This window comes from Streptomyces sp. Ag109_O5-10, assembly GCF_900105755.1.
Classification (GTDB): Bacteria; Actinomycetota; Actinomycetes; order Streptomycetales; family Streptomycetaceae; genus Streptomyces.
Genome location: NZ_FNTQ01000001.1, coordinates 8111148 through 8135021, shown reverse-complemented (window position 1 = coordinate 8135021; position 23874 = coordinate 8111148). Strand labels below are relative to the sequence as shown.

General features: G+C 71.6%; 21 protein-coding genes and 1 riboswitch. Of the genes, 3 read left to right on the top strand and 18 right to left on the bottom strand.

From position 1 onward, the window contains the following. Positions 1-192: 192 nt before the first annotated feature. The 11 genes from BLW82_RS37080 to BLW82_RS45835 form a co-directional block, all read right to left on the bottom strand. Positions 193-1317: an LLM class flavin-dependent oxidoreductase gene (locus tag BLW82_RS37080; RefSeq protein WP_093505999.1), complete on the bottom strand. Its 1125-nt coding sequence runs from the start codon at positions 1315-1317 to the stop codon at positions 193-195. Then, on the bottom strand, positions 1310-2392 hold the full coding sequence (locus BLW82_RS37075; protein ID WP_093505997.1) for an LLM class flavin-dependent oxidoreductase: 1083 nt from the start codon (positions 2390-2392) through the stop codon (positions 1310-1312). The genes BLW82_RS37080 and BLW82_RS37075 overlap by 8 nt, the downstream gene beginning before the upstream one ends. Next, complete coding sequence (locus tag BLW82_RS37070; RefSeq protein WP_093505995.1) at positions 2389-3762, bottom strand: NtaA/DmoA family FMN-dependent monooxygenase; 1374 nt, start codon at positions 3760-3762, stop codon at positions 2389-2391. The genes BLW82_RS37075 and BLW82_RS37070 overlap by 4 nt, the downstream gene beginning before the upstream one ends. Before the next feature lie 22 nt (positions 3763-3784). Next, on the bottom strand, positions 3785-5002 hold the full coding sequence (locus BLW82_RS37065; RefSeq protein ID WP_093505993.1) for an LLM class flavin-dependent oxidoreductase: 1218 nt from the start codon (positions 5000-5002) through the stop codon (positions 3785-3787). Positions 5003-5068: 66 nt separating this feature from the next. Further along, on the bottom strand, positions 5069-5164 hold the full coding sequence (locus BLW82_RS46395; RefSeq protein ID WP_350785419.1) for a putative leader peptide: 96 nt from the start codon (positions 5162-5164) through the stop codon (positions 5069-5071). A gap of 43 nt (positions 5165-5207) precedes the next feature. Next, positions 5208-5954, bottom strand: coding sequence for a GNAT family N-acetyltransferase (locus tag BLW82_RS37060; protein ID WP_093505991.1), 747 nt, complete (start codon positions 5952-5954; stop codon positions 5208-5210). A 48-nt stretch (positions 5955-6002) separates the two neighbouring features. Beyond that, positions 6003-7028, bottom strand: coding sequence for an ABC transporter substrate-binding protein (locus BLW82_RS37055; RefSeq protein ID WP_093505989.1), 1026 nt, complete (start codon positions 7026-7028; stop codon positions 6003-6005). 63 nt (positions 7029-7091) lie between these two features. After that, entirely contained in the window at positions 7092-7880 is a 789-nt protein-coding gene (locus BLW82_RS37050) for an amino acid ABC transporter ATP-binding protein (protein ID WP_093505987.1), read from the bottom strand. Continuing rightward, positions 7877-8860, bottom strand: a complete 984-nt coding sequence (locus BLW82_RS37045) for an amino acid ABC transporter permease (RefSeq protein WP_093505985.1) — start codon at positions 8858-8860, stop codon at positions 7877-7879. The genes BLW82_RS37050 and BLW82_RS37045 overlap by 4 nt, the downstream gene beginning before the upstream one ends. A gap of 390 nt (positions 8861-9250) precedes the next feature. Continuing rightward, a riboswitch (SAM riboswitch) is annotated at positions 9251-9374 on the bottom strand. Between the two features lie 77 nt (positions 9375-9451). Next, the gene (locus BLW82_RS37040; protein ID WP_093505983.1) at positions 9452-10324 is read right to left on the bottom strand and encodes a glutathione S-transferase C-terminal domain-containing protein; all 873 of its coding nucleotides are present in this window, start codon (positions 10322-10324) and stop codon (positions 9452-9454) included. Positions 10325-10450: 126 nt separating this feature from the next. Next, on the bottom strand, positions 10451-10582 hold the full coding sequence (locus BLW82_RS45835; RefSeq protein ID WP_256216073.1) for a hypothetical protein: 132 nt from the start codon (positions 10580-10582) through the stop codon (positions 10451-10453). Positions 10583-10742: 160 nt separating this feature from the next. Here BLW82_RS45835 and BLW82_RS37035 point away from each other — a divergent pair, with 160 nt between their 5' ends. Then, on the top strand, positions 10743-10997 hold the full coding sequence (locus BLW82_RS37035) for a hypothetical protein (protein WP_177233187.1): 255 nt from the start codon (positions 10743-10745) through the stop codon (positions 10995-10997). 158 nt (positions 10998-11155) lie between these two features. Continuing rightward, positions 11156-11965, top strand: a complete 810-nt coding sequence (locus tag BLW82_RS37030; protein WP_093505981.1) for a hypothetical protein — start codon at positions 11156-11158, stop codon at positions 11963-11965. Between the two features lie 158 nt (positions 11966-12123). Here the strand turns inward: BLW82_RS37030 and BLW82_RS37025 are convergent, their stop codons facing one another. The 5 genes from BLW82_RS37025 to BLW82_RS37010 all read right to left on the bottom strand — a co-directional run bounded on the left by BLW82_RS37025 (position 12124) and on the right by BLW82_RS37010 (position 21447). Beyond that, a complete protein-coding gene (locus BLW82_RS37025; RefSeq protein ID WP_093505979.1) occupies positions 12124-13029 on the bottom strand; it encodes a hypothetical protein in 906 nt (301 codons plus the stop codon). A 74-nt stretch (positions 13030-13103) separates the two neighbouring features. Next, complete coding sequence (locus BLW82_RS44715) at positions 13104-13241, bottom strand: hypothetical protein (RefSeq protein ID WP_177233186.1); 138 nt, start codon at positions 13239-13241, stop codon at positions 13104-13106. Positions 13242-13496: 255 nt separating this feature from the next. Then, complete coding sequence (locus tag BLW82_RS37020) at positions 13497-14762, bottom strand: SGNH/GDSL hydrolase family protein (protein ID WP_093505977.1); 1266 nt, start codon at positions 14760-14762, stop codon at positions 13497-13499. Between the two features lie 71 nt (positions 14763-14833). Next, on the bottom strand, positions 14834-17236 hold the full coding sequence (locus BLW82_RS37015; RefSeq protein ID WP_093505975.1) for a right-handed parallel beta-helix repeat-containing protein: 2403 nt from the start codon (positions 17234-17236) through the stop codon (positions 14834-14836). A 449-nt stretch (positions 17237-17685) separates the two neighbouring features. Further along, positions 17686-21447, bottom strand: a complete 3762-nt coding sequence (locus tag BLW82_RS37010) for a S8 family serine peptidase (protein ID WP_256216072.1) — start codon at positions 21445-21447, stop codon at positions 17686-17688. Between the two features lie 244 nt (positions 21448-21691). Here BLW82_RS37010 and BLW82_RS37005 point away from each other — a divergent pair, with 244 nt between their 5' ends. Further along, the gene (locus BLW82_RS37005; protein WP_093505973.1) at positions 21692-22660 is read left to right on the top strand and encodes a helix-turn-helix domain-containing protein; all 969 of its coding nucleotides are present in this window, start codon (positions 21692-21694) and stop codon (positions 22658-22660) included. A gap of 205 nt (positions 22661-22865) precedes the next feature. On the opposite strand, the gene BLW82_RS45830 is transcribed toward BLW82_RS37005, so the two are convergent. Both BLW82_RS45830 and BLW82_RS45825 read right to left on the bottom strand, forming a co-directional pair. Then, positions 22866-23342, bottom strand: a complete 477-nt coding sequence (locus BLW82_RS45830; RefSeq protein WP_256216071.1) for an enoyl-CoA hydratase/isomerase family protein — start codon at positions 23340-23342, stop codon at positions 22866-22868. Between the two features lie 14 nt (positions 23343-23356). Then, entirely contained in the window at positions 23357-23704 is a 348-nt protein-coding gene (locus BLW82_RS45825) for a hypothetical protein (protein ID WP_256216070.1), read from the bottom strand. Between the last annotated feature and the right edge of the window lie 170 nt (positions 23705-23874).

The following is a 23874-nucleotide window of genomic DNA, read 5'->3' as shown; positions in this document are numbered from 1 at the left end:
CGTACGTCCGTGACCTGGATGTCTCATGTCCACGCCGAGTTCGCCCTGTCCGAGCCAGACTCCTTCCACGGCGTCACCCGGTGACCGGCGAACGCGCGGCCGGCGTACGAGTACTACGCCGGCCATGGCGAGGGGTTCTCGGGAGCGTCCGGCCACCGGCTCCTCGAGCCGGTGGCCGGACAGGTGTGGGCCTCAGCGGCGGCGCCACTCCGCCGCGAGGAGTTCGTACGAGCGGACCCGGTCGGCCTGGTCGTGGGTGATCGTGGTGATGAGCAACTCGTCGGCTCCGGTGGCCTGCTGGAGCTGTTCCAGACGGTCGGCGACGTGCCGCGGGCTTCCCACGAACTGGGTGTCGAGGCGGTCTTGGACCAGTTCGCGGTCCTCGTCGGTCCAGACGTGGGCGCGGGCCTCCTCGGGGGTGGGGAAGGGGATGGCCCCCTCGGCGGTGCGGATGCTGCGGACCCAGGGCCCGTAGCCGGTGGCGAGCTCCCGGGCGGTGGCGTCGTCCTCGGCGACCACGACGTCCGCGGAGACGCTGACGTACGGCTTGTCGAGGACGTCCGACGGCTGGAAGTGCGCGCGGTAGCCGTCCACCGCCTCCAGGACCGTGGCCGGGCTGACGTGGTAGTTGGCGGCGAAGCGCAGGCCCCGCTCGCCCGCGACCTGCGCGCTCTCGCCGCCGCTGCTGCCCAGGATCCACACCTCGACGTCGGCGCCCTCGCCGGGTACGACGTGGGCCTCGACGCCGTCCTCCGTGCGGTAGGTCCCGGCGAGCAGGGCGAGGATGTCGTCGATCTGTGCGGCGTACTCCTGGGACTCGGCGTTCGGGAGCAGGAGCAGCCTGCGGTGGAGTGCGAACCGGGGCGAGCGCAGGAGATGGGCGAAGGAGAAGCGGGCCGGGACGACCAGGCCGTTGGGGGCTCTGCTGTCGACCACCGGGGTCGCCGTCGGCGCCGCGGCCTTCTCCGCGGGCGGACGCCCGCCCGACCGGCCCAGGCCCAGGTCGAGGCGGCCCGGGTGCACGGCGTCGAGGAGGCCGAACTCCTCGACCGTGGACAGGGCGGTGCGGTGGCCGAGTTGTACGGCACCGGAGCCCAGCCGGATCGTGGAGGTGGCGGCGGCGGTCAGTGCCAGGACGACCGCGGGTGAGGTGCCGGCCACACCCGGGTTGAGGTGGTGCTCGGCGAACCAGTAGCGGGCGTAGCCGAACTCCTCGGTGCGCTGGGCGAGTTCGACGGAGTTGCGCAGGGCTTCGGCGGCGGTGGCACCGCTCGGTATCGGCACCAGGTCGAGGACGCCGAGCGGGATGTCAGACATGGGCGGGCTCCTCGGCGGCCGGGTGCACGGGTGCCCAGGGGAAGGGCGGGTCGGGGATGTCCTTGCGCAGTGCCGGCGCCACCGCCGACTGGAAGAGCTCCAGCGAGTCGCGGTGTTGAGTGTCCGTCAGTCCCCCGGCGTCGGCGTGCAGATGCAGGACGGTGTGCCCGAACTGCTCGTGGTAGCGGTGCACTTTGTCGATGACCTGCTGCGGACTGCCGATCAGCGCCGAGCTGCGGGCCACGAAGTCCTCCAGGGTCTCGAAGACGACCGGCAGCCCGGCACGACGGAAGAAGGCCAGGTTCGCCTCGAACACCGGGCGGTACGCGGCCAGCGCCTGCTGGCTGGTGGGCGCCACCAGCAGGCCCGCCGTACCGGCGCCGACGGCGATGCCCGCCGGGTCGTGGCCGTAGTGCCGCCAGCGTTCCCGGTAGTAGCGAATCAACTCGGCATACGGCTCAATGGGGTTGGTGACGTTCGCGGAGAACAGCGGGTCGCCGTAGCGGGCGGCGAGGTCGACGGACTCCTTGCTGGTGGCGCTGCCGTGCCAGACCCGGACCGGCCGCTGGTAGGGGCGCGGCCAGACCTCGGCGTCCGTCAGCTCCGGCCGGAACCGGGTCCTCGCCGTCACCTTGTCCTGCCGCCACAGCCGCCGGAACACCTCGTAGCTCTCGGCGTTGCGCTCCCACTGGTCCTCGGGCGTGACGTGGAACAGCTCGCGCTGGGCGGAGCCGTTGCCCTTGCCGATGATCAGGTCGAGGCGGCCCTCGGAGAGGTGATCGAGGGTCGCGTAGTCCTCGTAGGCCCGGACGGGGTCCAGCAGGCTCAGGGTGGTCACCGCGGTGAAGAGCCGGATGCGCCGGGTGAGGGCGGCGACATGGCTGAGCACCACGGTCGGCGAGGAGGAGATGAACGGGCGCTCGTGCCGCTCCCCCACCCCGAAGCCGTCGAAGCCCAGTTCCTCGGCGAGCACGGCGTTGTCGAGGACCTCGCGGAACCGGTCGTGGGTGGACTTCAACCTCCCCGTGACCGGATCCGGGCGGTGCACGATCAGGGTGATCGCCAGGAACCTCACGACGCCACCCGCTCGCTCCGCTTCTCGTCCGGGTGGGCGAGGCCGAGGTGGTCGCGCAGGGTGGTGCCCTCGTACTCGGTGCGGAAGACGCCCTGCTCCTGGAGGAGCGGTACGACCGTGTCGGCGAAGGTGTCGAGGCCGCCGGGGGTGATGTGCGGGACCAGGATGAAGCCGTCGGAGACGTCGGCCTGCACGAAGTCGTTGATGGTGCGGGCGACGGTGGCCGGGGAGCCGACGAAGGTCTGCCGGTTCCCGGTGTTGATCACGAGGTCGCGGATGGACCACTTGTTGGCCTCGGCGAGCTCGCGCCACTCGCGGGCGACGGCGAGCGGGTCGCGGTACATCCGGACCTGGGCGCGGCCGCGGGAGATGTGCTCCTCGCCGACGAGCGGGTCGACGTCGGGCAGCGGTCCCTCCGGGTCGTACGACGACAGGTCCCGGTTCCAGACGAACTCCAGGTGCCTGAGGGCGGTCGCGCCGCTGACCTGCTGGCGGCGCACCTGGTGGGCGATCTCCTCGGCCTCCGCGTCGGTGTCGCCGAGGACGAAGCTGGCGGCGGGCAGGATCAGCAGGTCCTCGGGGCGGCGGCCGTACTTGGCGAGGCGGGACTTCACGTCGGTGTAGAAGGCCTGCCCGGCGTCGAGGGTGGCGTACCGGCTGAAGATCGCGTCGGCGCTGGACGCGGCGAACTCGCGGCCCTCGTCGGACTCGCCCGCCTGGAAGATCACCGGGCGGCCCTGCGGGGAGCGCGGCACGTTGAACTGGCCGTGGATGTCGAACTGCGGGCCCTTGTGCACGAACGAGCCGGCCCTGGCGTCGCTCAGGAAGGTGCCGGTGGTCTGGTCGGCGAGGATCTCGTCGCCGTGCCAGGAGTCGAAGAGCTCGTTCGCGGTGGCGAGGAACTCCTGGGCACGGGAGTAGCGCTCGTCCTGCGGCAGGAAGCCGCCGCGCCGGAAGTTCTCGCCGGTGAAGGCGTCCCAGGAGGTGACCACGTTCCACGCGGCCCGGCCGCCGGAGAGGTGGTCCAGGCTGGCGAACTGGCGGGCCACCTCGTAGGGCTCGTTGAAGGTGGAGTTGATGGTGCCGGTCAGCCCGAGGTGGTCGGTGACGGCGGCCAGGGCGGCGAGGACGGTGAAGGTGTCGGGACGGCCGACCACGTCGAGGTCGTATATCTTCCCGCCCTGTTCGCGGAGCCGTAGGCCCTCGGCGAGGAACAGGAAGTCGAACTTGGCGCGTTCGGCGGTCTTCGCGAAGTGGGTGAAGGAGCTGAACTCGATGTGGCTGCCGGCGGCCGGGTCGCTCCACACGGTCGTGTTGTTGACGCCTGGGAAGTGTGCGGCCAGGTGGATCTGCTTCAGCGGCTTGCTCATGTCGGTGCGGGGTCCTTCCGGCTCAGGCGGTGGCAGCGGCGACGTAGCGGTTGGCGGGGCGGGCGAGCCCGAGCAGGCCGCGCAGGGTGTCCGCCTCGTAGGCGGTGCGGAAGCGGTTGCGGCGCTGGAGTTCGGGGACCAGGTCCGCGGTGATGCGCGGCAGGTCGTGGCCGAGGACGGCGGGGCGCAGGCGGAAGCCGGTGAGTCCCTGGGCGGCGAACTCCTCCAGCAGATCGGTGAGTTGAGTCGCCGTGCCGGTGAAGACACGGGCGTCGCTGGTGTATTCGGCGCCGTCGAGGGCGTCCAGCCGCTCCTTGCGGGCGACGGCCGCGGCCTGGTCGTCGTCGAGGAAGACCACGAGGTCGCCGAAGACGTGCACGGTGTCGCCGGCCCGCCCGGCGGCCTCCTGCTCGGCGCGGATCTCGGCGACGATCGCGCGGGCGTCGGCGGCGTCCCGCGGGGTGACGTAGCCGACGTCGGCCTGGCGGGCGATCAGCCGGTAGGGCACGGTCTGGTGGCCGAGCGCGGTGACGAGCGGCTGGCCCTGCGGCGGGCGCGGGGTGATGGAGGGGCCCTTGACGCTGAAGTGCCGGCCCTCGAAGTCGATGTAGTGCAGCTTGTTGCGGTCGATGAAGCGGCCGGTGGCGGCGTCCCGGATCTCGGCGTCGTCCTCCCAGCTGTCCCAGAGCCTGCGCACCACCTCGACATGGTCGGCGGCCTCGTCGAAGTGCTCGGTGAGCCGCTGCTGCCCGGCGGGGGACCGCAGTTCGGTCAGGTCGATCGGCGGGAAGGTACGCCGGCCGAAGTGGTCCGCCTCGTGGGGGCGGGCGGAGATCTGCACCCGCAGTCCGGCGCGGCCGGTGCTGACGTAGTCCAGGGTGGCGATCGCCTTGGAGACGTGGAACGGCTCGGTGTGGGTGGCGATCACCGTCGGCACCAGACCGATGTGGCTCGACAGCGGCGCGATCCGGGACGCGATCAGGACGGCGTCCAGACGGCCGCGGACCTGGTCGGTACGGCCGTCGAGCTCGCCGTAGTGCGACGACTGCAGGCCGAGGCCGTCCTCGATGGTGACGAAGTCGATCAGACCTCGCTCGGCCTCGGCGACCAGGTCGGCCCAGTAGCCGGCGGTGAACAGCTCACGGGGGCGGGCGACCGGCTCGCGCCAGGACGCCGGATGCCAGCCGGTGCCGTCCAGGGCGACGGCGAGGTGCAGGTGGGACGCGGGAGATGAGGACACAGTGGTGCCTTCCTGAAGGTCCGTACGGAGGCGCGCCGGAGAGAGGGGCGCGGCGGGGACGACTGGTCAGGAACAACAGAGCGCGCCGGCCACGCGCTGCAGGTCGATGTGCGGCCGGGAGTGCAGGACGGTACGGCGGCTGGGGCTGAGGACACGTGTCACGTCCCGCACCTCCCGGCCTGCTCCGCATGCACTTCGTCCTGAGTCACAACAGACCGGCGTTCGTGGTTGTTCCCGGGCTGCGCAACAGCAGGGTGCGGCCGCGCAGCCGCTCGGTGAAGCCGATCGACTCGTAGAGCCGGATCGCGTTCGCGTTGCCCGGCGCCGCGTGCAGGAACGGGGTGTCGCCGCGCTCCCTGATCCCGGCGGCGACCGCGCGGACCAGGCGGGTGGCCAGGCCCCGGCCCCGGTGGTCCGGGTCGGTGCAGACCGCGCTGATCTCCGTCCAGCCGGGCAGCCGCAGCCGCTCCCCCGCCATGGCGATCAGCCGCCCGCGGTGCCGGATACCGAGATAGCTGCCCATCTCGACGGTCCGGGTGCGGAACGGGCCGGGTGCGGTGCGGGCGACCAGGTCCAGCATCTCGGGCACGTCGTCCGGCCCGAGCCTGACCGCCTCGGAGACCGGCTCGGCCCGCAGTGCCGTGTCCACGAACTGGACGCCGGTTCCGCCGCCGACCACCTCCCAGTCCGGCGGTGCCGCCTCGGCCGACTTGATCTTCACCGTCGCTCCCGGGCCGACGAGCGTGCGCAGGTCGGCCCAGGCCGCCGGGTCGGTGGGGTCCGCGAGCGCCGCGTAGGCGTAGACGTCGTCGGGATACCGGGCCGCCCGGCCGATCCGCTCCCCGAGGTGGGCGTGCGGGCCGGTGAGGGCCGCCCAGACGGCGTTGTCGAGCGGGGACGTGCCGGGTGCGAGCGGGGCCCCGCCTCCGTGGAGGTCGGTCTGGAGGGTCACGGAGGCGCGGTCCTTTCTCGTCTTGCGGCGGTGCTGTTCGACGGATGGTCAGGAGTTGTCGAGGGGCAGTCCGGGCGGGTTGACCTCGGACTTCGCGACGGCCTCGTTGGAGAGGTTGTACGCCTTGAGCCACTGGGCGTACTGACCGTTGTCGATCAGGTGGTTGATGGCGTCCGCGAGGGGCTTGGCGAGGCCGCTGTCCTTCTTGGCGGTGGCCGCGATCAGGCCCTGGAGGCTGGCGCCCGCGCCGGAGTAGGTGCCCGCGGTGCGGGTGGCGTTGGGCGTGTTCGCGGTCTGCCTGTTGTGGTACGCGATGCCGGGGTTGGGGCCGAGGTAGGCGTCGATCTTGCCGCTGGACAGGGCCAGGTAGACGCTGTTGCTGTCCTGGAAGTACTTGACGGTGAGCTTCTTGCCCTCGCTCTCCAGCTTCTTCTTCCACTCCAGGAGGATCTTCTCCTGGTTGGTGCCTGCGCTCACGGAGACCGTCCTGCCGGCGAGGTTCTCGTAGTTGCCGTCGAAGTTCCAGGTGCTCTTCTTGGGCACGGTGAAGGCGAGGTTGTCCTGACGGTAGGAGGCGAACTCGTACTTCTTCTTGCGCTCCTCGGTGTCGGTGACGTTGGAGAAGGCCACGTCGACCTTGCCGCTGTCGATGCCGACGAACATGTTCTCCCAGGTGGCGTTCTGGATCTCGGGCTTGAGGCCGAGGACCGCGGCGACCAGGCGGCCGAGGTCGGGCTCGGAGCCGGTGAGGGTCTTCTGGTCGCTGCCCACGAAGGCCAGCGGCGGGAACCCGGCGGGCAGGGCGCCCTCGCCGATGACCAGCTTGCCGCTCTTCCTGACGGAGGCGGGCAGTTCGGCGCTGATGGACTTGACCTCGGAGACCTTGATCGCGGTCTGGGTGGCGGCGCCGTTGGAGACCTGGCCGATGACGACCTCGCCGGTCTTCGCGGCGGAGGTGGTGGTGGCCGCGTCGCTGTCGCCCCCGCAGGCGGCGAGCCCGGTGGCGAGGGAGGCGGCGACGGTCGCCGCGGAGATGCCTCTGATCAGGCTGCGTCGGTTGAAGTGGGCAGGCATGGTCGTCCTTTGTGACGGGGTGAGATGAGAGAGGCGTGGGGGGAGATCTGGGGGTGCGGCGGTTCAGAGGACCTTGCTGAGGAAGTCCCTGGTCCGCTCGTGCTGCGGGTTGTCGAGGACCTCGGAGGGCGGCCCCTGCTCGACGATCCGGCCGCCGTCGATGAAGACGACGCGGTCGGCGATCTCGCGGGCGAAGCCGATCTCGTGGGTGACGATGACGAGGGTGGTGCCGCTGGTCGCCAGGTCCTTGATGACGGCGAGGACCTCACCGACGAGTTCGGGGTCCAGAGCGGAGGTCGGCTCGTCGAAGAGGATCACCCCGGGGCGCAGGGCGAGGGCGCGGGCGATGGCGACGCGCTGCTGCTGGCCGCCGGAGAGCTGGCGGGGGTAGGCGCCGATGCGCTCGCCGAGGCCGACCCGTTCCAGGAGCTCCTTGGCCAGGGCCTGGGCCTCGGGCTTGCCGAGTTTTCCGGTGGCGACCGGGGCGGCGGCCACGTTGTCCAGCACGGTCAGGTGCGGGAAGAGGTTGAAGTTCTGGAAGACGAAGCCGATCCGGCCGCGCTGGGCCAGGATGGCGCGCTCGCTCAGCTCCTTGAGCCGGTCGCCGTGCCGCTTCACACCGATCGGCTCGCCGTTGATGCTGACGTGCCCGCGCTCGGGCTTCTCCAGGTGGTTGACGACCCTGAGGAGGGTGGACTTGCCGGAGCCGGACGGGCCGAGGACGACGGTGACCTCGCCGGGGCGGATGGTCAGGTCGATGCCGTCCAGGACACGGTGGGTGCCGTACCACTTGTGGACGCCGTTGATCTCCAGGGCGGCGGGGGCCGTCTCCACGCTGTCGGTGATGGTCATACCGCGGCCTCCCGGCGGATGCGGGCGCGCAGGTCGGTAAGGCCGGTGCGCAGCTTCTGGAGGGGAGTCGGGGGCAGCGTGCGGGTGGCGCCGCGGGCGTAGTACCGCTCGACGTAGAACTGGATCACGGAGACGACGCTGGTCAGGATCAGGTACCAGACGGTCACCACCAGGAGGAGCGGCACGATGTCGCCGGGGTAGGTGGAGCCCATGCTCTGCGCGGAGCCGAACAGGTCGAGCAGCGAGACGTAGAAGACCAGCGAGGTGCTCTTGATCAGGCCGATCAGCTGGTTGACGTAGTTCGGGGTGATGGACCTGAGCGCCTGCGGGAACACGATCTTCCGGAACTGGTAGCCCTTGGGCAGGCCGAGCGCGGCGGCGGCCTCGTGCTGGCCCTGGTCCACGGAGAGGATGCCGCCGCGGACCACCTCGGCCGCGTAGGCGGCCTCGTTGAGGCTCAGGCCGATGACGGCGACCACCATGTCGGTGGCGAGCTTCGACTCGTCGAAGGAGAAGAAGGCGGGCCCGAAGGGGACGCCGACGCTCAACGTCTTGTACAGGGCGCTGAAGTTGTAGAGGAAGAGCAGGACAACGATGAGCGGTATGGAGCGCAGCGCCCATACGTAGGTCCAGCTGACCGCGCGCAGCACGGGGCTCTTCGAGAGCCGGGCCAGGGCGAGCAGGATGCCCCCGAGCAGACCCAGCACCGCGCTGTAGGCGGTGACTTCGAGGGTGATGACCAGTCCGTCGAGGATGGTCGGCCGCAGGAACCAGTAGCTCCAGCGGTCCCACTGGTAGAAGGGGTTGGTCACCAGTCCGTGCACGAACTGGGCGGCCAGGACCAGGACGACGGCGGTGGCGATCCACCGTCCCGGCCTGCGCAGCGGCTGAACGCGCTGTGCGGTGAGGGATGGTGACGGTTCGTCGGCGGCGGGCGGTGCCTCGGGGGCGGCGATCGTGGCGCCTGGGGGTTCACTCATGGCGGGCTCCGGCGGAGTCGGACACCCACGTGTCCCGCGGCGGGGGCCGCGCACCGGTCCGTGTTCGGGCACGGCGCGGTGCGCGGGGGCGCGCGGGGCACGGGGCTGGGCGGACGGCGGCACACCGGACGGCCGGTGTTTCGACGGGGACGCTGGGGTGCGAGGCTGCGGGGAACCGGGGGAAAAGCCTGGTCAGACCCGACAGCGGGCACAGCCCGGTGCGGTACACGCGCTACACAGGGCGCTGTTGACACGGAGCAGGTCGACGGCTCGGTCGGCGACGAGCGGGCTCGGGTACGGGCGTACGCAGCCCTCGGCGCGGCGCTGGGCCGTCCTGGGGGCTGCGTACATGTCCGTCACCTGTCACTGTGTCGTGCCGGCCCCGAAGGGCACTCGCGCTTACCGAATCGTCGCTTGCCGAAACGTCGTCGGTCCGGTCGTCACCTGGGGCACCCCACCGCGGTGCGAGGGTTGCCGGTCAGCAAGCCAGGGCTTGACGCTGACGCTCATGACCGTTCTGGTCCGCAAGTAACGCAGTTGCCCGAACGATTGTCAACGCCTGTCCGACTGGCGAAACGGTTCGGGCGGCTCTCACCTGCGCGGACCGCGGGGTGCGTCGGCCGCGTGGCCCGCCCAGTCCAGGATCTGGACGGCCGCGCCGGCGGCTTCCAGGCCCTGGCAACGGCCGTGGTGGCGGCGGGCGATGCCGTCGAGGTCGAGGTGGCCGCCGAAGGCCGGATGGGCGGCCAGCCGGCGGGCGTAGGCCCACAGCACCGGGTGGCCGGCGACGGCGTGCACCGCGGCGGCGTCCAGGTGGTTGCGGTGCACGGTGTCGAGTTGCACCAGGGTGACCCACAACTCGATGTCGGCGGCCGTGAGTCGGCCGCCGACCAGGAACTCCACCCCGGTCAGCCTGCGCTCCAGTTCGTCCAGGGCCGAGAGCAGCACCTCCAATGCCTCCGGGTCGCCGCCCGCGCGCCCGGCCCGCTGTGCGGCCTGCTCGATGTCCTCGGTGCACAGCCGCTCGACGGCCTCGATCTCGGCCTCGGCTCCGCACGGGTAGAGCCGGGCGACGCCGTCACCGAAGTGCTGGTCCAGGTCGCGCAGGATGTCCCGGCTGTGGGTGCTGACGATCCTGCCGGACCAGCCGTCGCTGAACACCGGCGCGAGGGCCGGTCCCGAGTAGCGGTGCGCGCTGGCCTCGTACAGCGGGCGCAGCACCGCGTGGCTGCCGTCGGGACAGTCCGGGACGGCGGGCAGGAAGGTGACCGGACAACAGTCGTCCAGGGCCAGCAGGCTGTGTCCGACGGCGATCCGCAGGCCGTCGGGGCAGGCCGTGGACAGGTGGAGCCGGTAGCGGCGTGGCACGGCGTAGTGGCCGCTGCGCGCGTCGCGGCCGATGCGGCCTCGGAAGGCGGGGGCGGTACGGACGGACGGCAGGGCGGCGAGTGGAGTGATGGACATGCGTCTCCCCGGGGCGGGCGGGCGCGCGGACGTACGCGCGGCCGAAGCGTTCGTCGGTGGGTTCTCGGCGGGATCCGGTGCGTCCTGGCGGACGGGCGCCCGCCTCGTACGACCGGGATCGGGCGCTCAGTCTCTGCGGCCGGTGGCGCCGCACATCCGCAGCAGGTCGAGGTGGCGGCGGGAGGTGAGCAGGGGGGCCGTCCAGGGCGCGGGGCTCTCGCGGCGCTGTCTGCCGGTGAGCGTGCGCAGGCGACCCATCTTTCCCTACCTTTTCACTAGGATTTCCATCTGGAGTGTCGATCGGCCTCCGCCCCGCGTCAAGGGGGCGTCCACGCCTGGGACACCCGGCCCCGACTTGCCGCCGGGCGGGCGGGGCGGTGCGCTGGTGGCGGAGGCCGAGTGACAGGAGCCGGAGCCGATGACCGAGCCCCCGCCGGGTCCCGGGCCGGTGCCGGGCGCCGTGCCCGAGACCTTCGCGTTCCGCTGCGGGCGGTGCGGCCACGGCTGGGAGGCCGTCTTCCAGGCGGTGTTCTTCACCGACCCGGTCGCCGATCCGGAGCTGCAGAGCACCTTGGAGTACGTCGACGAGGCCGGCCGGGCCGTGCCGTCCCCGCTCACGGACGCGGTGTGCCCGCGCTGCGGCAGCCGGCGGGTGCGGGTCACGGCGGCCTGATCACGACGCTCACCCGAATGGCACGTGCGGGTGGTCGGCGCTCGCGGCCGGTGGTGGCGTGGAGGGACGCAGCGACGTCGTCCGGCGTCGTCCGGCGGAAGGGGCCGCACCGGCGCCGCCGCCCAGTGACGTACCGCGTCCCCGAGGAGGCAGTCGCGATGACCCGTCCGTCCCGACCCGCGCGTGTGCTCGCCACGGCCCTGGCGGCGGGGACCCTGCTCGCCACGGCGGCCTGCTCGGACGGCAGCGGCTCCCCCGAGGCCGCGGCCGTCTCGCCGGCCGCCGAGCGCTCCCCGGCCCCGTCGCGCACCCCCACCCTCACCGGCCCCGGGGCGCAGGCCGCGCTGATCACGCCGGCCGACATCGAGGACGACTGGCAACTGGCCAACGACGCGGCCACCTGGCGCAACCAGATGCTGGTCGGGAAGGTCGACGTCGCCCAGTTCCTCAACGCCAAGTCGGACGCCGCCGACTGCCAGCGGCTGCTGGACAGCCTCTACTCCGACACCCTGCTGGGCCGCGCCACCGGCGCCTCCGGGCTGCGCGGCTTCACCTCGGACGACTCCCGGCTGCTGTACCAGGTCGGCGACTACGGCCGGCCGGCCATGGACGCGACCATCAAGTGGCTGAAGAAACTCCCCAGCGAGTGCAACCAGTTCTCGGCCACCGCCTCGGACGGCAGCAAGCGGACCGTCCAGGTCGTCGAGTACAAGGAACCGCCCAAGGCGGGCGACGACCTGGCGGCGCTCACGGTCACCGTCCAGGGCACCTCGAACGGGCAGCCCACCACCACCACTCTCGACGTCGTGGCGCTGCGCGTCGCCGCCTCCGGGGCCGCGGTCACCAACGGCGGCCTCTCGGGCGTCGACCACGACAGCACCGCCCTGGCCGTGCGGAACGGCGCCAAGCGCCTCGAGGAAGTACTGTCCGGCAAGACCCCGGCACCGCTGCCGAGCCAGTTCGACTAGGCCGGCGGTCCCGTGGGTCCCCAAGGTCGCGCCGGCGTCGGCCGTGCACCGGGCCACGTGCCCTGCGGCTCGCCCCGCCCGCCGGCGGCGACCGGGCCCGCGCCGCGATCGGTGCCGTCTACCGGGGAGCAGATCCCGGGCTTCCTCGAAGCGCTGTCCTAGGGCCGTCCCCACTCGGCTCCGAAGGGCCCGTCACCGGTGCGGCCCACGTCAGGTCTGCCGACCGGCGCGTACCAGGCCATGTCCTCGGCCACCGCGGGCAGGCGCCCGCTGCGGTCCGCCAGTGGCACGGCGGGCCGGTCGTCGGTGTTCGCGGCGAGCACGAGCCGGGCCGCCGTCCGCCAGCGCTGGTACGTCTCGGGCGCGGCGGTGGCCAGCCGGTGCACGTCGGTCACCCGGAGCCGGCCGCCCAGGCCCCCCGCGCCGGGCGGGCGCAGCCACCGCAGCTCCGCACCCGCGAGCGGTTCCGCCGCCCGGTCCGGCACCACCTGCTCGACGCGGGCCAGGTCCGCCGCGGCGGCGGTCGCGTAGAGGGCCAGCGCGACGAGTACGACGGCCATGTGCGCGTCGAGCGCGTTGCCTCCGGCGGGCGGGTAGAGCCGCTCGTAGAGCTCGCCGTCGCTCGGCAGGGCCCAGGCGCACAGCCGCCGTGCCCAGTGCAGGCAGTCGGTCAGCGGCGGGGTGCCGGTCGCGGTCAGGACGCGGCCCTCCCAGCGCAGCAGGCGCCCGGGCACGTCCGGCGACGGCGGGTACAGCGTCCGGTCCTCGGAGATCCGCGGCAGCATGTCGATCCTGACCGCCGCGCCCGGGAACCGGGGCGGAGCACCCTGCGCGCTCAGGTGCAGCAGCTGCCGCACCCCGCACGCGGCCACCTCGGGGTCGGTCCAGACGTGGCCCTCCACGCACTCCAGGTGCGCCTCGCGCCCGTCGGCCACCAGCGTCAGCCCTGCCGTGCGGCCGCAACGGGGACAGAACAACGGCACGTCCAGCACGTCGTCGATCAGATCGCCGTACTTCGCCACGACGATCTCCCCTGCGACCAGCACCCGGACCAGTCCCTGCACGCGCATTCCCTCCGAGCGGACCGACGGTCACTGTCGTAACCGATGGTCACACACCCGCGCCGCACCGACCCGACTCAACGGCTGCCGTCGAGCAGCACGACGTGGACCAGGTAGGGAAGCACCTCGTTGACGCGGGGGTCCTGGTCCAGGAGTACCGCGACCGGGGTGCGGCCCTGGGCGCGCAGGGCGTCGAGGCGCCGGGACCAGTGCACGGGGGCGGACAGTCCGGCTCCGGGCGACGGGAGTTCCCGGTCCGGGCCGATCGCGGGCAGCGGGTGCGGGCCGCGGCCCGCGGCGGCGGCCAGGGCGCGCCGCGGGTCAGGGCGTCGAAGGCCAGCGCGTCAAGACCGACTGGTCAGCGGGGGGCATCCACCGATTCCTCGGCCGCGTCCTCGCATGGCGTCCCGGGCCGCCGCTCCCCCGGTTCTCCGGGATGTCTGGAACGGATCGCCGCCGCGCGGCAGCTCTCACGTCAGCAGGGAGAGGTCGACCGCGTTCGCCAGTGCCTGCATGCCGGCTTCGTTGGGGTGGATGTGGTCGCCGGAGTCGTAGGCCGGGTCGAGGGCGGTGGGGTCGGCCGGGTCGGCGACGGCCTTGTCGAAGTCGACCACACCGTCGAAGGCCCCGCTGGTGCGGATCCACCGGTTGGCCGCCTGGCGGATCGCCTCCGCGGAGTCGGAGTAGTAGCCGTTGCCCTTGTCGGGCAGCATGGTGCCGCCGATGATCCGGACTCCTGCGGCGTGCGCCTGCCGGATCAGGTCACGGTAGCCGTCGATCAGGTCCTGCGTGGTCAGTGGGGCGCCCCCGGGACCGCTGTTGTTGCCGATGTCGTTGATTCCCTCCAGGAGGATCACGTCCCGTACTCCTGGCCGGCCGAGCGCGTCATGGGCGAAGCGCTTCTTCGCGCTGACGCCCTGCCAGATGTTGGGGACGTCCGTCAGGACGCGGTTGCCGCCTATGCCGGCGTCGACGACGGCCATCGGGCTTGGGTCGGCCAGGCGCCGGGCCAGGTCGTCGGGCCAGCGGTGGTAGGCCCCCGCCGGGGTGTTGTAGCCGTCGGTTATCGAGTCGCCGAAGGCCACCACGGTTCCGTGGGCACGCGTCGGGACGACGTCGATCCCGGACAGGTAGTACCAGGAGGTCCGCGCCGCGACGAAGGACGCGTCGGACGCCTCGGCGGTGTGGTCGCCGGGCCCCGACAGGTAGCTGGTGTCGAAGGCGTCGGAGTGCCACGTGGCCGAACTGGTCGCATGGGGCAGGTAGATGCTGACCAGGACGCTCTGGTCGGCCTTGACGTGCATCGGCACCGGGTCGCTGACCACTTCTCCGCCGGTGGGGACGGTCACGGACCTCCGGTGGTCGAAGGTGACCGGGAGCAGCGACCGTGCCACGGCGGTCGCCCGGTCGGCCTGCGCGCCGACGGTGACGTGTGCCACCGTCAGCGGGATGGTGCTGCGCAGGTTGGACAGGTGGATGCGCAGCGCGTCGCCGTCGACGGTGGAGTGCGCGACCATCCGGATGGTCTGGTCGTTGAAGTTCGGACCGCCGGCCGTCATGCTCGGCGACCAGGCCGCGACCCGGCCCTGCGGTGTCCGGGCGTGCGGCGCGGTGGAGTCGGCTGCCGGGGAGGCCGCCGTCCGGCCTGCGGCGAGGTGCGCGCCGGTGAGCAGCGCGACGACCGCGGCGGGTGCCGTCAGCACGGCGAGCAGTTTGCGTCTGGGTGCGGAGAGCATGGGGTGTTTCCTTTCTCCCGGCGCACGGCCGGCCCCGATGGCGATGAGGTGCCTGTGGTCGCGGTCCGCGGTCAGTTCAGGGCGAAGCCGTCCACCAGGAGGTAGTCGCCGCCGGCCTTGGTGAGAGTCAGGGTGTGGGTGCCGGCGGGCAGGTTCGAGACCGTGTACACGCTCTGCTGGGCGTGCCGTTGCGGGGTGTTGGCGCTGACGGTCTTCTGGGCGGCGCCGTCGAGCGAGACGGCGATGTCGCCTTCGTCGGAGTTCGTCTCGGTGAGGAAGCTGATCCCGGTGCCGGTGAAGGTGATCGTCGCGGCGGCGCCGTCGTGCTGGGCGTAGTGGACGCCGTCGTCGAGGTCGCCGTAGCCGCGGGAACCGCTGGAGGACCAGCTGCCGGTGTAGGAGATCCGCAGGTCGTCGTCGTCGACGGTCCGGCCGGGGAGGGTGCCGGGGCCCGCGGCCTTGATGATGTCCTGGGCCGCCTGCGGCCAGTTCCCGTCGGTCACCACGGTGGCCTGCTGGAACGTGATGTCGGTGCCGTTGTTGTTGTAGGAGGCGGTGTCGCTGTAGTTGTCGTGGATCGTGTCGTCGTGGATGCTCGGCGTCCACAGGTTCGTCCAGAGCGACCCGTTGGCGAAGCGCACGACGTTGTCGTGGGTGTTCCACAGCGAGCTGCCCTCGTCGTGGTAGATCATGTTGCAGCCGTCGATGCACTCCGAGAGCACGTTGCCGGCGAACTCCGAGGGTGCGGACTGGCCGCCGAGGGTGTAGATCGGACCGCCGTCGAAGAGCGCGCCCATGACGCTGTGCACGTGGTTGCCGAGGATCTTGTTGCCGCCGGCGTACGTGGTGCCGTGCAGGCAGGGGTCGGGCAGGCCTTGCTTGGCCTGCAGTGTGCAGCTCGACGCCCATCCCCAGCCCCATCCGACGGACATGCCGGAGTACGGGGTGTAGCCGATGTCGTTGTGGGAGACGGTCGTCGCCCTGGTGTGGCCGACCCAGACGCCGACCGCGTCCTGGTACTCCTGGCCGGGGAACTGCACGGTGTTGCCGGAGACGGTGTTGCCGCTCGTCATGAGGGCGGGGTCGGTCTGGTAGTAGTCGTCCACCTCGCCGACCGAGACGCCGGTGCCGGAGGTGTCGGTGACGGCGCTGTCCTCGACCGTGGAGTTCTGTGTCTGGTCGGCGAGGTCGATGCCACTGGTGCCGGTGTGCTGGACCACGTCGTGGGAGAAGGAGATCCGCGTGCCCCGGTGCACCTGGACCGCCGCGGGGATGCGGATGGGTGTGCGGGTGGCGGGGTCCCAGATCACTCCGGCCTGGTTGTCCACGTAGCCCTCGGCGGACGGGGCGTTCCACGTGGTGTAGGCGAAGGTGAGTCCGGAGAGGACGAGGTCGTGCACGGGTGCCACGACGTCGGGGATCACGGTGAACCCGTCGACGAGCAGGTAGGTGCCGCCGGTCTTGACCAGACGCAGGGTGTGCTTGCCCCTGGCCAGTCCGGTGACGGAGACCATGGCCTGCTGGGCGAGGCGCTCCGGGCCGTTTCCGGAGACCGTCGAGACCTTCTTGCCGTCGACGTACACGTCCGCGGTGCCCTCGTCGGAGTTGGTCTCGGACAGCACCTGGATCCCGGTGCCGGTGAAGGCGTAGGAGACCGCGTCACCGTCGTGGGAGGTGTAGTGCACGTCCGCGTTCAGGTCGCCGAGGTGCCGGCCGCCGGAGTATCCCCAGCTGCCGGTGTAGTCCGCCCGCCAGTCGGTGTCGTTGACGGGGGCCAGGTGTCCCGGGGTGCCCGAGGCGTCGACGAGTTCGGGCGCCACCGGCAGTTCGACGTCCGCCGTGGCCAGGTTCTCGCCCGCGCGCGGCACGTAGTAGAGGTACCCGGCGGCCTCGTCGAGGTAGAACTGGCCCGGCGTGCCCAGGAGTTGGTAGGCGTTCTCCAGCCAGCCGACGCCGTCCATCGTCGGCAGCCCGGCGCCGTTGAAGGGGAAGCTCGGGTTGGGCACCGCGTTGTGGTTGTTGTTCCAGCAGCCGGGATCGACGGTGAGGTCCGAACCGCCCGACGCGGAACGGGTGATGGACGCCAGCGGGCAGCGCATCTGCTTCCAGCCGCTGTTGCGGACGACCTCGACCTGGGCGGGGTTCGTCCACGTGGTGTACGAGGCGTCGGCGGTGGTGAAGCCGGTGGCGGTCACGGAGAAGCCCGCCGGGTCACGCGGCCCGCGGGCCCGGTCGGCGCGTGTTCCGTCGACGAACAGCTCCCGGCCGGCGGTGCCTGCGGGCACCCGGGCCCGGTAGATGTTCTTCGCGGCGTCGACCCGCGTGAAGCCGGTGATCCGTATCGCGCCGCTGAGCACCGGCGTCTGCCCCGCGGCCGCCCGGTACACCACCGGGTGGCCGGGCCGGCCGGAGTCCTGGACGCCGAGCCGGAAGGGCGCGGTGAGCCGGTAGGTCCCGCCCTCCAGTTCGACCACGACGTCGCCGGCGGCGTCCGGGACGAGAGATCTCGCGCGGTCGCGAGCGGTTTCGAGACCGCATGGATTTCGGTCACTGCACGCCGAACCGCGCCCGTCGGGCGCGACGTGCAAGGTGTCCGCCGCGTGCGCGGACGCGTCGGCGGCGACGGCTTCTGATGGGCCGCCGGTGAAACCGAGACAAGCCACGGCGGCAGCAAGGCATGCGGCGACAACGGTACGCATGGTCGATCTCCCACAGGACGAGCGATGGGCCCAGACGTCCGATGAATGTACGGAACCTTGGGGCCAAGTCCTAGATCTGGGACGAAAATTATCTGTCGCCATCCGATCTCTCTGGAAAGGAGTGCGGCAGTTTCGTCGCCGACGGGGTCGTCCGAACGGTCCGGCCGGGGGCGTGTGCCCCCGGCCGGACCGCTCTCGCCTCGCGTGCGATCCGTGGCGGTGCGTCAGCGCAGGCCGAACGCCCGGATCACCGTCTGGTGCACCGCGTTGCCCGCCGAGTCCCGGGCGCTCGCCCTGAGTGAGACGTAGGACGCCTTCTTCGGCGCGTCCAGGCGGAACCGCCCGGCGTGGTCACCGGTGACCCGGTGCCACGTCGTGCCGTCGTCGTAGGACATCTCCAGGGTGACCGCGCCGAGCCGGCCGGCGCCGACGGCACCCGGTAGCTGAGCGGCGGTGGCGGACAGGGAGTCGTGCCGTCCGGCCCGCCCGGCCGGGTCGGTGCCGACCTCGTAGTCGATCTGCACCAGCGGCAGCACCGCCGCGGAACCGTCCGCCGGCGCCTTCGAGGTGAAGTCCCACTCGGTGCGCGTACGGGAGGAGTACGGGGTGAACGCCACGTCGCGCTTGCTGGTGACGACCATCCGGTACGGGAGTCTTCCGGCGCCGGGTGCGTCGCCCGAGACGTTCGTGAAGGTTCCCGTGCCCAGCTGCGTGGTGCCCTGGTAGAGGGTCTGGCGCTGCTCGGTCACCGGGTCCATCTGGCTCATGCCCACGTGGTCGTGGCTGCCCCAGGCCGGGGCGTCGATGTAGAGGTGGTCACCCGTGCGGGTGGGCAGACTGTAGACGTCGTTCAGGTAGGGCCGCTCGATCGGCTTGAACCACTCCTCCGACTGGGTACTGCCGGCCCGGTAGGACGTCTTGGGGCCGGCTTCGAAGACCAGGCCGTCCGCGTACGCGCTCTGGCTCCAGCTGTTGAAGCCCCCGGTGGAGACCCAGTCGGTGCGCTTGCCTCGTACCGGCTCCGGCATCATCTCGCCGATGGCCCAGTCGTTGTAGGCGGGCCAGTCGTATCGAAACTCGCCGCCGGTGCTGCCCGGCGCGGGGCTGTCGAAGGTCTCGTCGATCCTGGCGAGGTTCTTGGCGCTGCCCTGCACCACCAGGTGGGCGGGGATCTCGTTGTGCCAGGTCCGGTCGAGGTCGTAGACGTACGGGCTCACGGGCGCGGATCCGACCGTGACCGTGGCGCCCCGGGTCCGGGCCTGCTGTACGAGCTTCTCGCCCTCGTCGGTGCTGAGCAGGCCCACGTCGAGCCGGACGGGCGTCGAGCTGAACGGTGCGTTGTAGGAGCGGAAGCCGCGGCCGTCCACGTTGTTGACGACCAGCATGAGCTTGGCGCCCGCGGCTATCGCGGCGGCCGCCTGGTTCCTGTCGGACACGTCGTCGTTACGGCGTACCACCACGGCCTTGCCGTGTGCGTCGAGGTGGGCGTAGTCGGCGGTCGCGCCCTCCCCGGCGAAGACCAGCGGGAGCTTGACGGTGCCCTTGGGCAGGGGGGTGACGCCGTTCTGGCGCAGCACGTCGGTGAAGTCGGTCGTCCTGGTGGAGACGGACAGCGCGGGCTGCTCCTTGCGCCAGCGGGCCGCCAGGTAGAAGTCGCCGTGGGTGACCTTGTGGGTGGTCGGCTGGGCCCAGAGGCTGTCGTAGTTGGTCTGGGTCTCCATGTAGTCGCGCCAGGCCTGGCCGCCCATCAGGCGGGTGTAGTCCAGCCGCTGGTAGGTCGTCTCGGTCCGCTGCGGGGTCGTCATGTCGACGCGTTCGATCTTGGACGCGTCGAGTGTGACGGTGGTGTCGCGGTCCATGCGGACGTCGGGGTCGCCGAGCAGGGCCATGCCCCAGGAGTGGGGTCCGTGCACGCCCTGAACCGTCTTGAAGGACAGCACCGAGTACACGTCGTTCGGCAGGTACATCTGGCCCGTGCCGGAGCCGTCGATCTCGACGAACATCGGGGAGTTCTCACCGGACCTGAGGAGTTCGACCACGCCTGGCATCGGCCGCCCCTGGGCGTCCTTGAACCGCATGGTCAGCTTGTGCTCGACGTCCCCGAGGGAGACGGCGGTGTGCGCCGCGACCTCGCCGGCCGGGGTCTTCGCGACGACCTGGCCGGTGTACCGGCCGCCCGTGGTGACGCCCGATCCGTCGATGGTCACGGTGACACCGGCGGTGCCGCGTGCCGGCACGGTCACCTGGGAGGCGGAGAGCCGGAACACCCCGCCGGGGGCATGTGCCGCCTCGACGCTCAGCGCGAGGGTGACGGGCTTGTCCGTGGTGTTGGTGTACGTCACCGGGCGCTGCACGCCGCCGGCGGGACTCTGCGGAACCTGCGCGGCGTACGCCGTCGCGGTGGCGAAGACTCCGGCGTGCGAGGCCGCGGCGACGTCGAGACGGCCGCTGCCCGCCTGGAAGGCGTCGTACTGCGGGGTCTGCCGGGAGCTGCTGGCCAGCAGGTCCTTCAGCTGGCTTCCGGTGAGGTCCGGGTGGGCGGCGGCCATCAGCGCGGCGGCGCCCGCCACGTGGGGCGTGGCCATGGAGGTGCCGCTCATGGTCTGGTAGGCGCCCTCGCCGTTGCCGTCGAACTGGGAGTTGGCCGCGAGGATGTCGACGCCGGGGGCGGTGAGCTCCGGCTTCAGCGCGCCGTCCACGCGGGGGCCCTGGCTGGAGAACTCGGCCACCGAGTCGCCGGAGTCGACGGCCCCCACGGTCAGCGCGTCGCTCGCCGCGCCCGGTGCGCCGATGGTGTCGGGCGCCCCGGAGTTGCCCGCGGCGACGACGAACAGCGCACCGGTCTCGGCGCTGAGCGTGTCGACGGCCTGGCTGAGCGGGTCGGTCCCGTCGGACGGCTGATCGTCGCCGAGGCTCATGTTGATGATCTTGGCGTGCTGGTCGACGGCGGCCCATTCCATGCCGGCCAGGACCCAGGAGGTCTGACCGGACCCGGTGTCGTCCAGCACCTTGCCGATGTCGAGGCGGGCGCCGGGGGCGACACCCTTCTCCTTGCCGTCGGAGGCCGCGCCGGTACCGGCGATGATGGACGCCACGTGCGTGCCGTGGCCGACGTGGTCGTCCGTGTTCTCGTCCGGTACGAAGCTCTGACGGTCCGCGACGCGGTCCGCGAGGTCGGGGTGCCCGGCGTCGACGCCGGTGTCCAGGACGGCCACGTCCACACCCTGTCCGGTGTTGCCGTTCGCCCAGACCTGGGGGGCGCCGATCTGCGCCGTGCTGTCGGCGAGGTCGGCGTGGACCAGGCCGTCCAGCCAGATGTGCGCGATCCCGTCGGCGAAGGCCGGTGCGGCGGACTGCTTGCGGACCCCGTCGGCCGGCGGCGTCGCGGTCACGGACTTCCAGAAGTCCGCGGCGTGCGCGCGGTCCGCGGCGAGGGCGGCGCCGTCGATGCCGCCGAGGGTACGGACCCGGGTCGCCCCGTCGGGCAGGGCGGCGGCCTTGCCGCGGGCGTCGGCGGCGTGCGTGTAGGAGACGATGAGCGGCAGCCGGTCGCGGTGCGCGTCGTCGTACCTGTCGGCGATCATGGCCGTGATGTTGAACAGCTGCCGGTCCAGGATGCCCTTGGCGACGAACGGCAGCGCCGACTCGGGGAACACGTACAGGTCGTCGCCCGACGTCAGGATGTGGGTCTGCACCGGGCGTCCGTCGGCACCGCGGACGCTGACGACGCCTCCGGCCCCGTTGCCGGTGCCCGGGCTCCGCCGGGTGGTGACCACGTCTCCGGTGATCAGCGTCACGGAGTGGTCGCCCGCGGGCACCCGGTCGGACGTGGCCGCCGTCGACAGGGATGCGGTGGGCAGGTGCTCGGCGGCGGGACGGGCCGCCGAGGACGCGAAGGCCGTCGCGTCGTAGGGGCCGGACAGCGCCAACGCCAGGGCGCCGGCGGCAACCGGCGCACTCCAGCGTCTGCGGTGATGCGCTTTCACAGGGTCTCTCCCCGCTCGCGGTCGGGCAGAGCACGATCGCCCTCTGCCCTCCAAGTGGCGCCGCCTGACCGGTCGTAGGCGCCGAGGGTGCCCGGAACCCGTCCACAGGTGGCGTGAACGTTCAGAGTGAAAGCTTGTGAACGGCGAATGTCTAGATCAAACTCCTGTCGTACATCGCCAGCTGGCGATTCGCGCCACGGCCGTCCCGACTGCTTGACGGGCGGCGATCGCTGGGAGGCAACCGGTGCTGAGCACCCTGGGGATCAGCGAGTTCGACGAACAGGTCTACCGCGCCTACCTCACCACGTCGGACCGGACGGCGGCCGAGATCGCCGAGACCCTGGGCACCACGCCCAGCCGGATCAGGCGCGCCGTCTCCCGGTTGGTGGAACTGGGCATGCTGCGAAGGGAAGGACCCGGCCAGTACCGACCGGTCAGCCCGCACACCGCGCTGAGGGCACTGCTCGCCAGACGCCGGGCCGAGACCGAGGCGGCGTTCACCGCCGTGTGGGGCACCGTCGACGATCTGGCGGACGACTACCGCGCCCATCGGCTGCAGGAGGATCCGACCGGACTGGTGGAGGTGATCACCGGCGAGGCGGAGATCACGCTGCGCGTCGCCGAACTGATGCAGTCGGTCCGCACCCATTTCTGGGTGCTCGACCGGCCTCCCTATCTCGGCCCCTACAGCACCGAGCTGGAGGAGGCCCTGACGATGGACCTGCTGGGCCGCGGCGTCGACATACGGTCGGTCTACACCCAGGAGGCGCTGGCACAGCCGGGCCGGTTCGAACTGATCACCCACCTCGCCCAGATCGGCGAGCAGGCCCGCATCCTGCCGGCCCTGCCCTTCCGGCTGCGCATCATGGACCGGCGCGTCGCGCTGGTCGCGCTGGTCCCGGGTCGCTACGACAGGATCGCCGTCGTCCACCAGTCGGGCCTGCTCGATGCGCTCCTCGAATTGTTCGACTCCTACTGGCAACGTGCGCAATCCCTCGTCGCGACCGCTCCGGCGGCGCCCGACGGGCCGAGCCCGCAGGACCTCCTGCTCTTGAAGATGATGCACGCGGGTTACAAGGACCACGCGATCGCACGGCAGTTGGGGACGAGCGCGCGCACGGTGACCCGCCGGATCGGGGCGATCGCGTCCGGCCTCGGCCTCGAAACCCGCTTCCAGGTGGGAGTCGAGGCGGCCAAGAGAGGCTGGATCTAGGACCACGGCATCGGTGACCTCCCGGGCCCCGGGCGCAGGGCCCACGGACGGGGCGTCGTCGGCCGGCCCGGTTCGATGCCGGTGCTCTCAGGAAGGAGGGGGTGACCTCCTGCTCGGCCCAGACCGCCTTGCCCACGGGCGAGTTGCGGGTGCCCCGCCGGCCGGCGAGCTGTGCGACGACCCCTGCCGACCGCTCGGAACCTGATCACCGCAGGTGGGTGTCGTCCGCCGGCTGGCGTCCGAGGTGGTAGCCCAGACGCAATTCGTAGTCGCCCGGCTGATTGCGTCCTGCGGCGGTGGCAGCCGGTAGCCTGCGCTGGGAACCCGGCCAGCCGAAGGAGTCCATGTAGAGGTCGTAGGAGGACTGCAGATCCTCCGCGGACGGCAGCGTGGACCGGTTGACCTGCTGCTTGACGGCGGCGATCGATTCCTTGTCGAAGGAGGCGATCCGGCGGGCCAGGGTGTCGACGAACGCGTCGAGTTCGCTGTCGGGGACCGTACGGTTGACCCAGCCGTACCGCTCGGCCAGCTCACCCGAGTAGTCGTCACTGGACAGGGCCACCTCCAGTGCCCGGGCACGGCCGAGCAGCCGGGGCAGATGTTCAAGGCCACCGCCGCCAGGCAGGTTGCCGTTGGCGGTCTCGGGCTGGCAGAACAGCGCCCGCTCACTGGCGAAGCGCATGTCCATCGCCAGGATCAGCTCACTGCCGACCCCCGGACGCGGCCCCTGACCTTGGCGACCGAGACGACCGGCAGACGTGACAGGCGGGTGCTGGCGTCAATCAGGAGCGGGTGGCCGCCGGCTCCCAGTTCCTTGGGAGTCTCAGCCACCCTGGAGGTGTCGTAGTGGTTCAGGAAGTAGTCGCAGTTCGCCGACTCGAACACGGCCACCCTCAGTTCCGAAGCAGCCTCCATCTGATCGACCAGTCTCGGAAGCTCGACGAGCATCTCCGGGGACACCAGGTTGATCGGCGGGCTGTCGAACGTGACCCTCCACAGACGCCTGGTCTCGGCGGTCACAGAGAAATGCGTCCATTTCTTCACGGATTCGTCTCCTTGGCCTGCGGCTCCATACCTCTGGCCAGACAGTCGGCAACCCGCAGCCTCCCCGTCCGCGGCGTCGACGGCCACCGTCGCCGTGCCGGCCGCCGGTGGCCGTTCTCGGGCTGATTCGCCCGATTATCGGCGCGACAGGGTGATGCGGCCCAGGTCCA

Bases quoted from the DNA above. Each gene is read 5' to 3' on its own strand.
- BLW82_RS37080 (WP_093505999.1), bottom strand. From the start codon at position 1,317: ATGTCTGACATCCCGCTCGGCGTCCTCGACCTGGTGCCGATACCGAGC.
- BLW82_RS37070 (WP_093505995.1), bottom strand. From the start codon at position 3,762: ATGAGCAAGCCGCTGAAGCAGATCCACCTGGCCGCACACTTCCCAGGC.
- BLW82_RS37055 (WP_093505989.1), bottom strand. From the start codon at position 7,028: ATGCCTGCCCACTTCAACCGACGCAGCCTGATCAGAGGCATCTCCGCG.
- BLW82_RS37050 (WP_093505987.1), bottom strand. From the start codon at position 7,880: ATGACCATCACCGACAGCGTGGAGACGGCCCCCGCCGCCCTGGAGATC.
- BLW82_RS37045 (WP_093505985.1), bottom strand. From the start codon at position 8,860: ATGAGTGAACCCCCAGGCGCCACGATCGCCGCCCCCGAGGCACCGCCC.
- BLW82_RS37040 (WP_093505983.1), bottom strand. From the start codon at position 10,324: ATGTCCATCACTCCACTCGCCGCCCTGCCGTCCGTCCGTACCGCCCCC.
- BLW82_RS45835 (WP_256216073.1), bottom strand. From the start codon at position 10,582: ATGGGTCGCCTGCGCACGCTCACCGGCAGACAGCGCCGCGAGAGCCCC.
- BLW82_RS37035 (WP_177233187.1), top strand. From the start codon at position 10,743: ATGACCGAGCCCCCGCCGGGTCCCGGGCCGGTGCCGGGCGCCGTGCCC.
- BLW82_RS37030 (WP_093505981.1), top strand. From the start codon at position 11,156: ATGACCCGTCCGTCCCGACCCGCGCGTGTGCTCGCCACGGCCCTGGCG.
- BLW82_RS37020 (WP_093505977.1), bottom strand. From the start codon at position 14,762: ATGCTCTCCGCACCCAGACGCAAACTGCTCGCCGTGCTGACGGCACCC.
- BLW82_RS45830 (WP_256216071.1), bottom strand. From the start codon at position 23,342: ATGCGCTTCGCCAGTGAGCGGGCGCTGTTCTGCCAGCCCGAGACCGCC.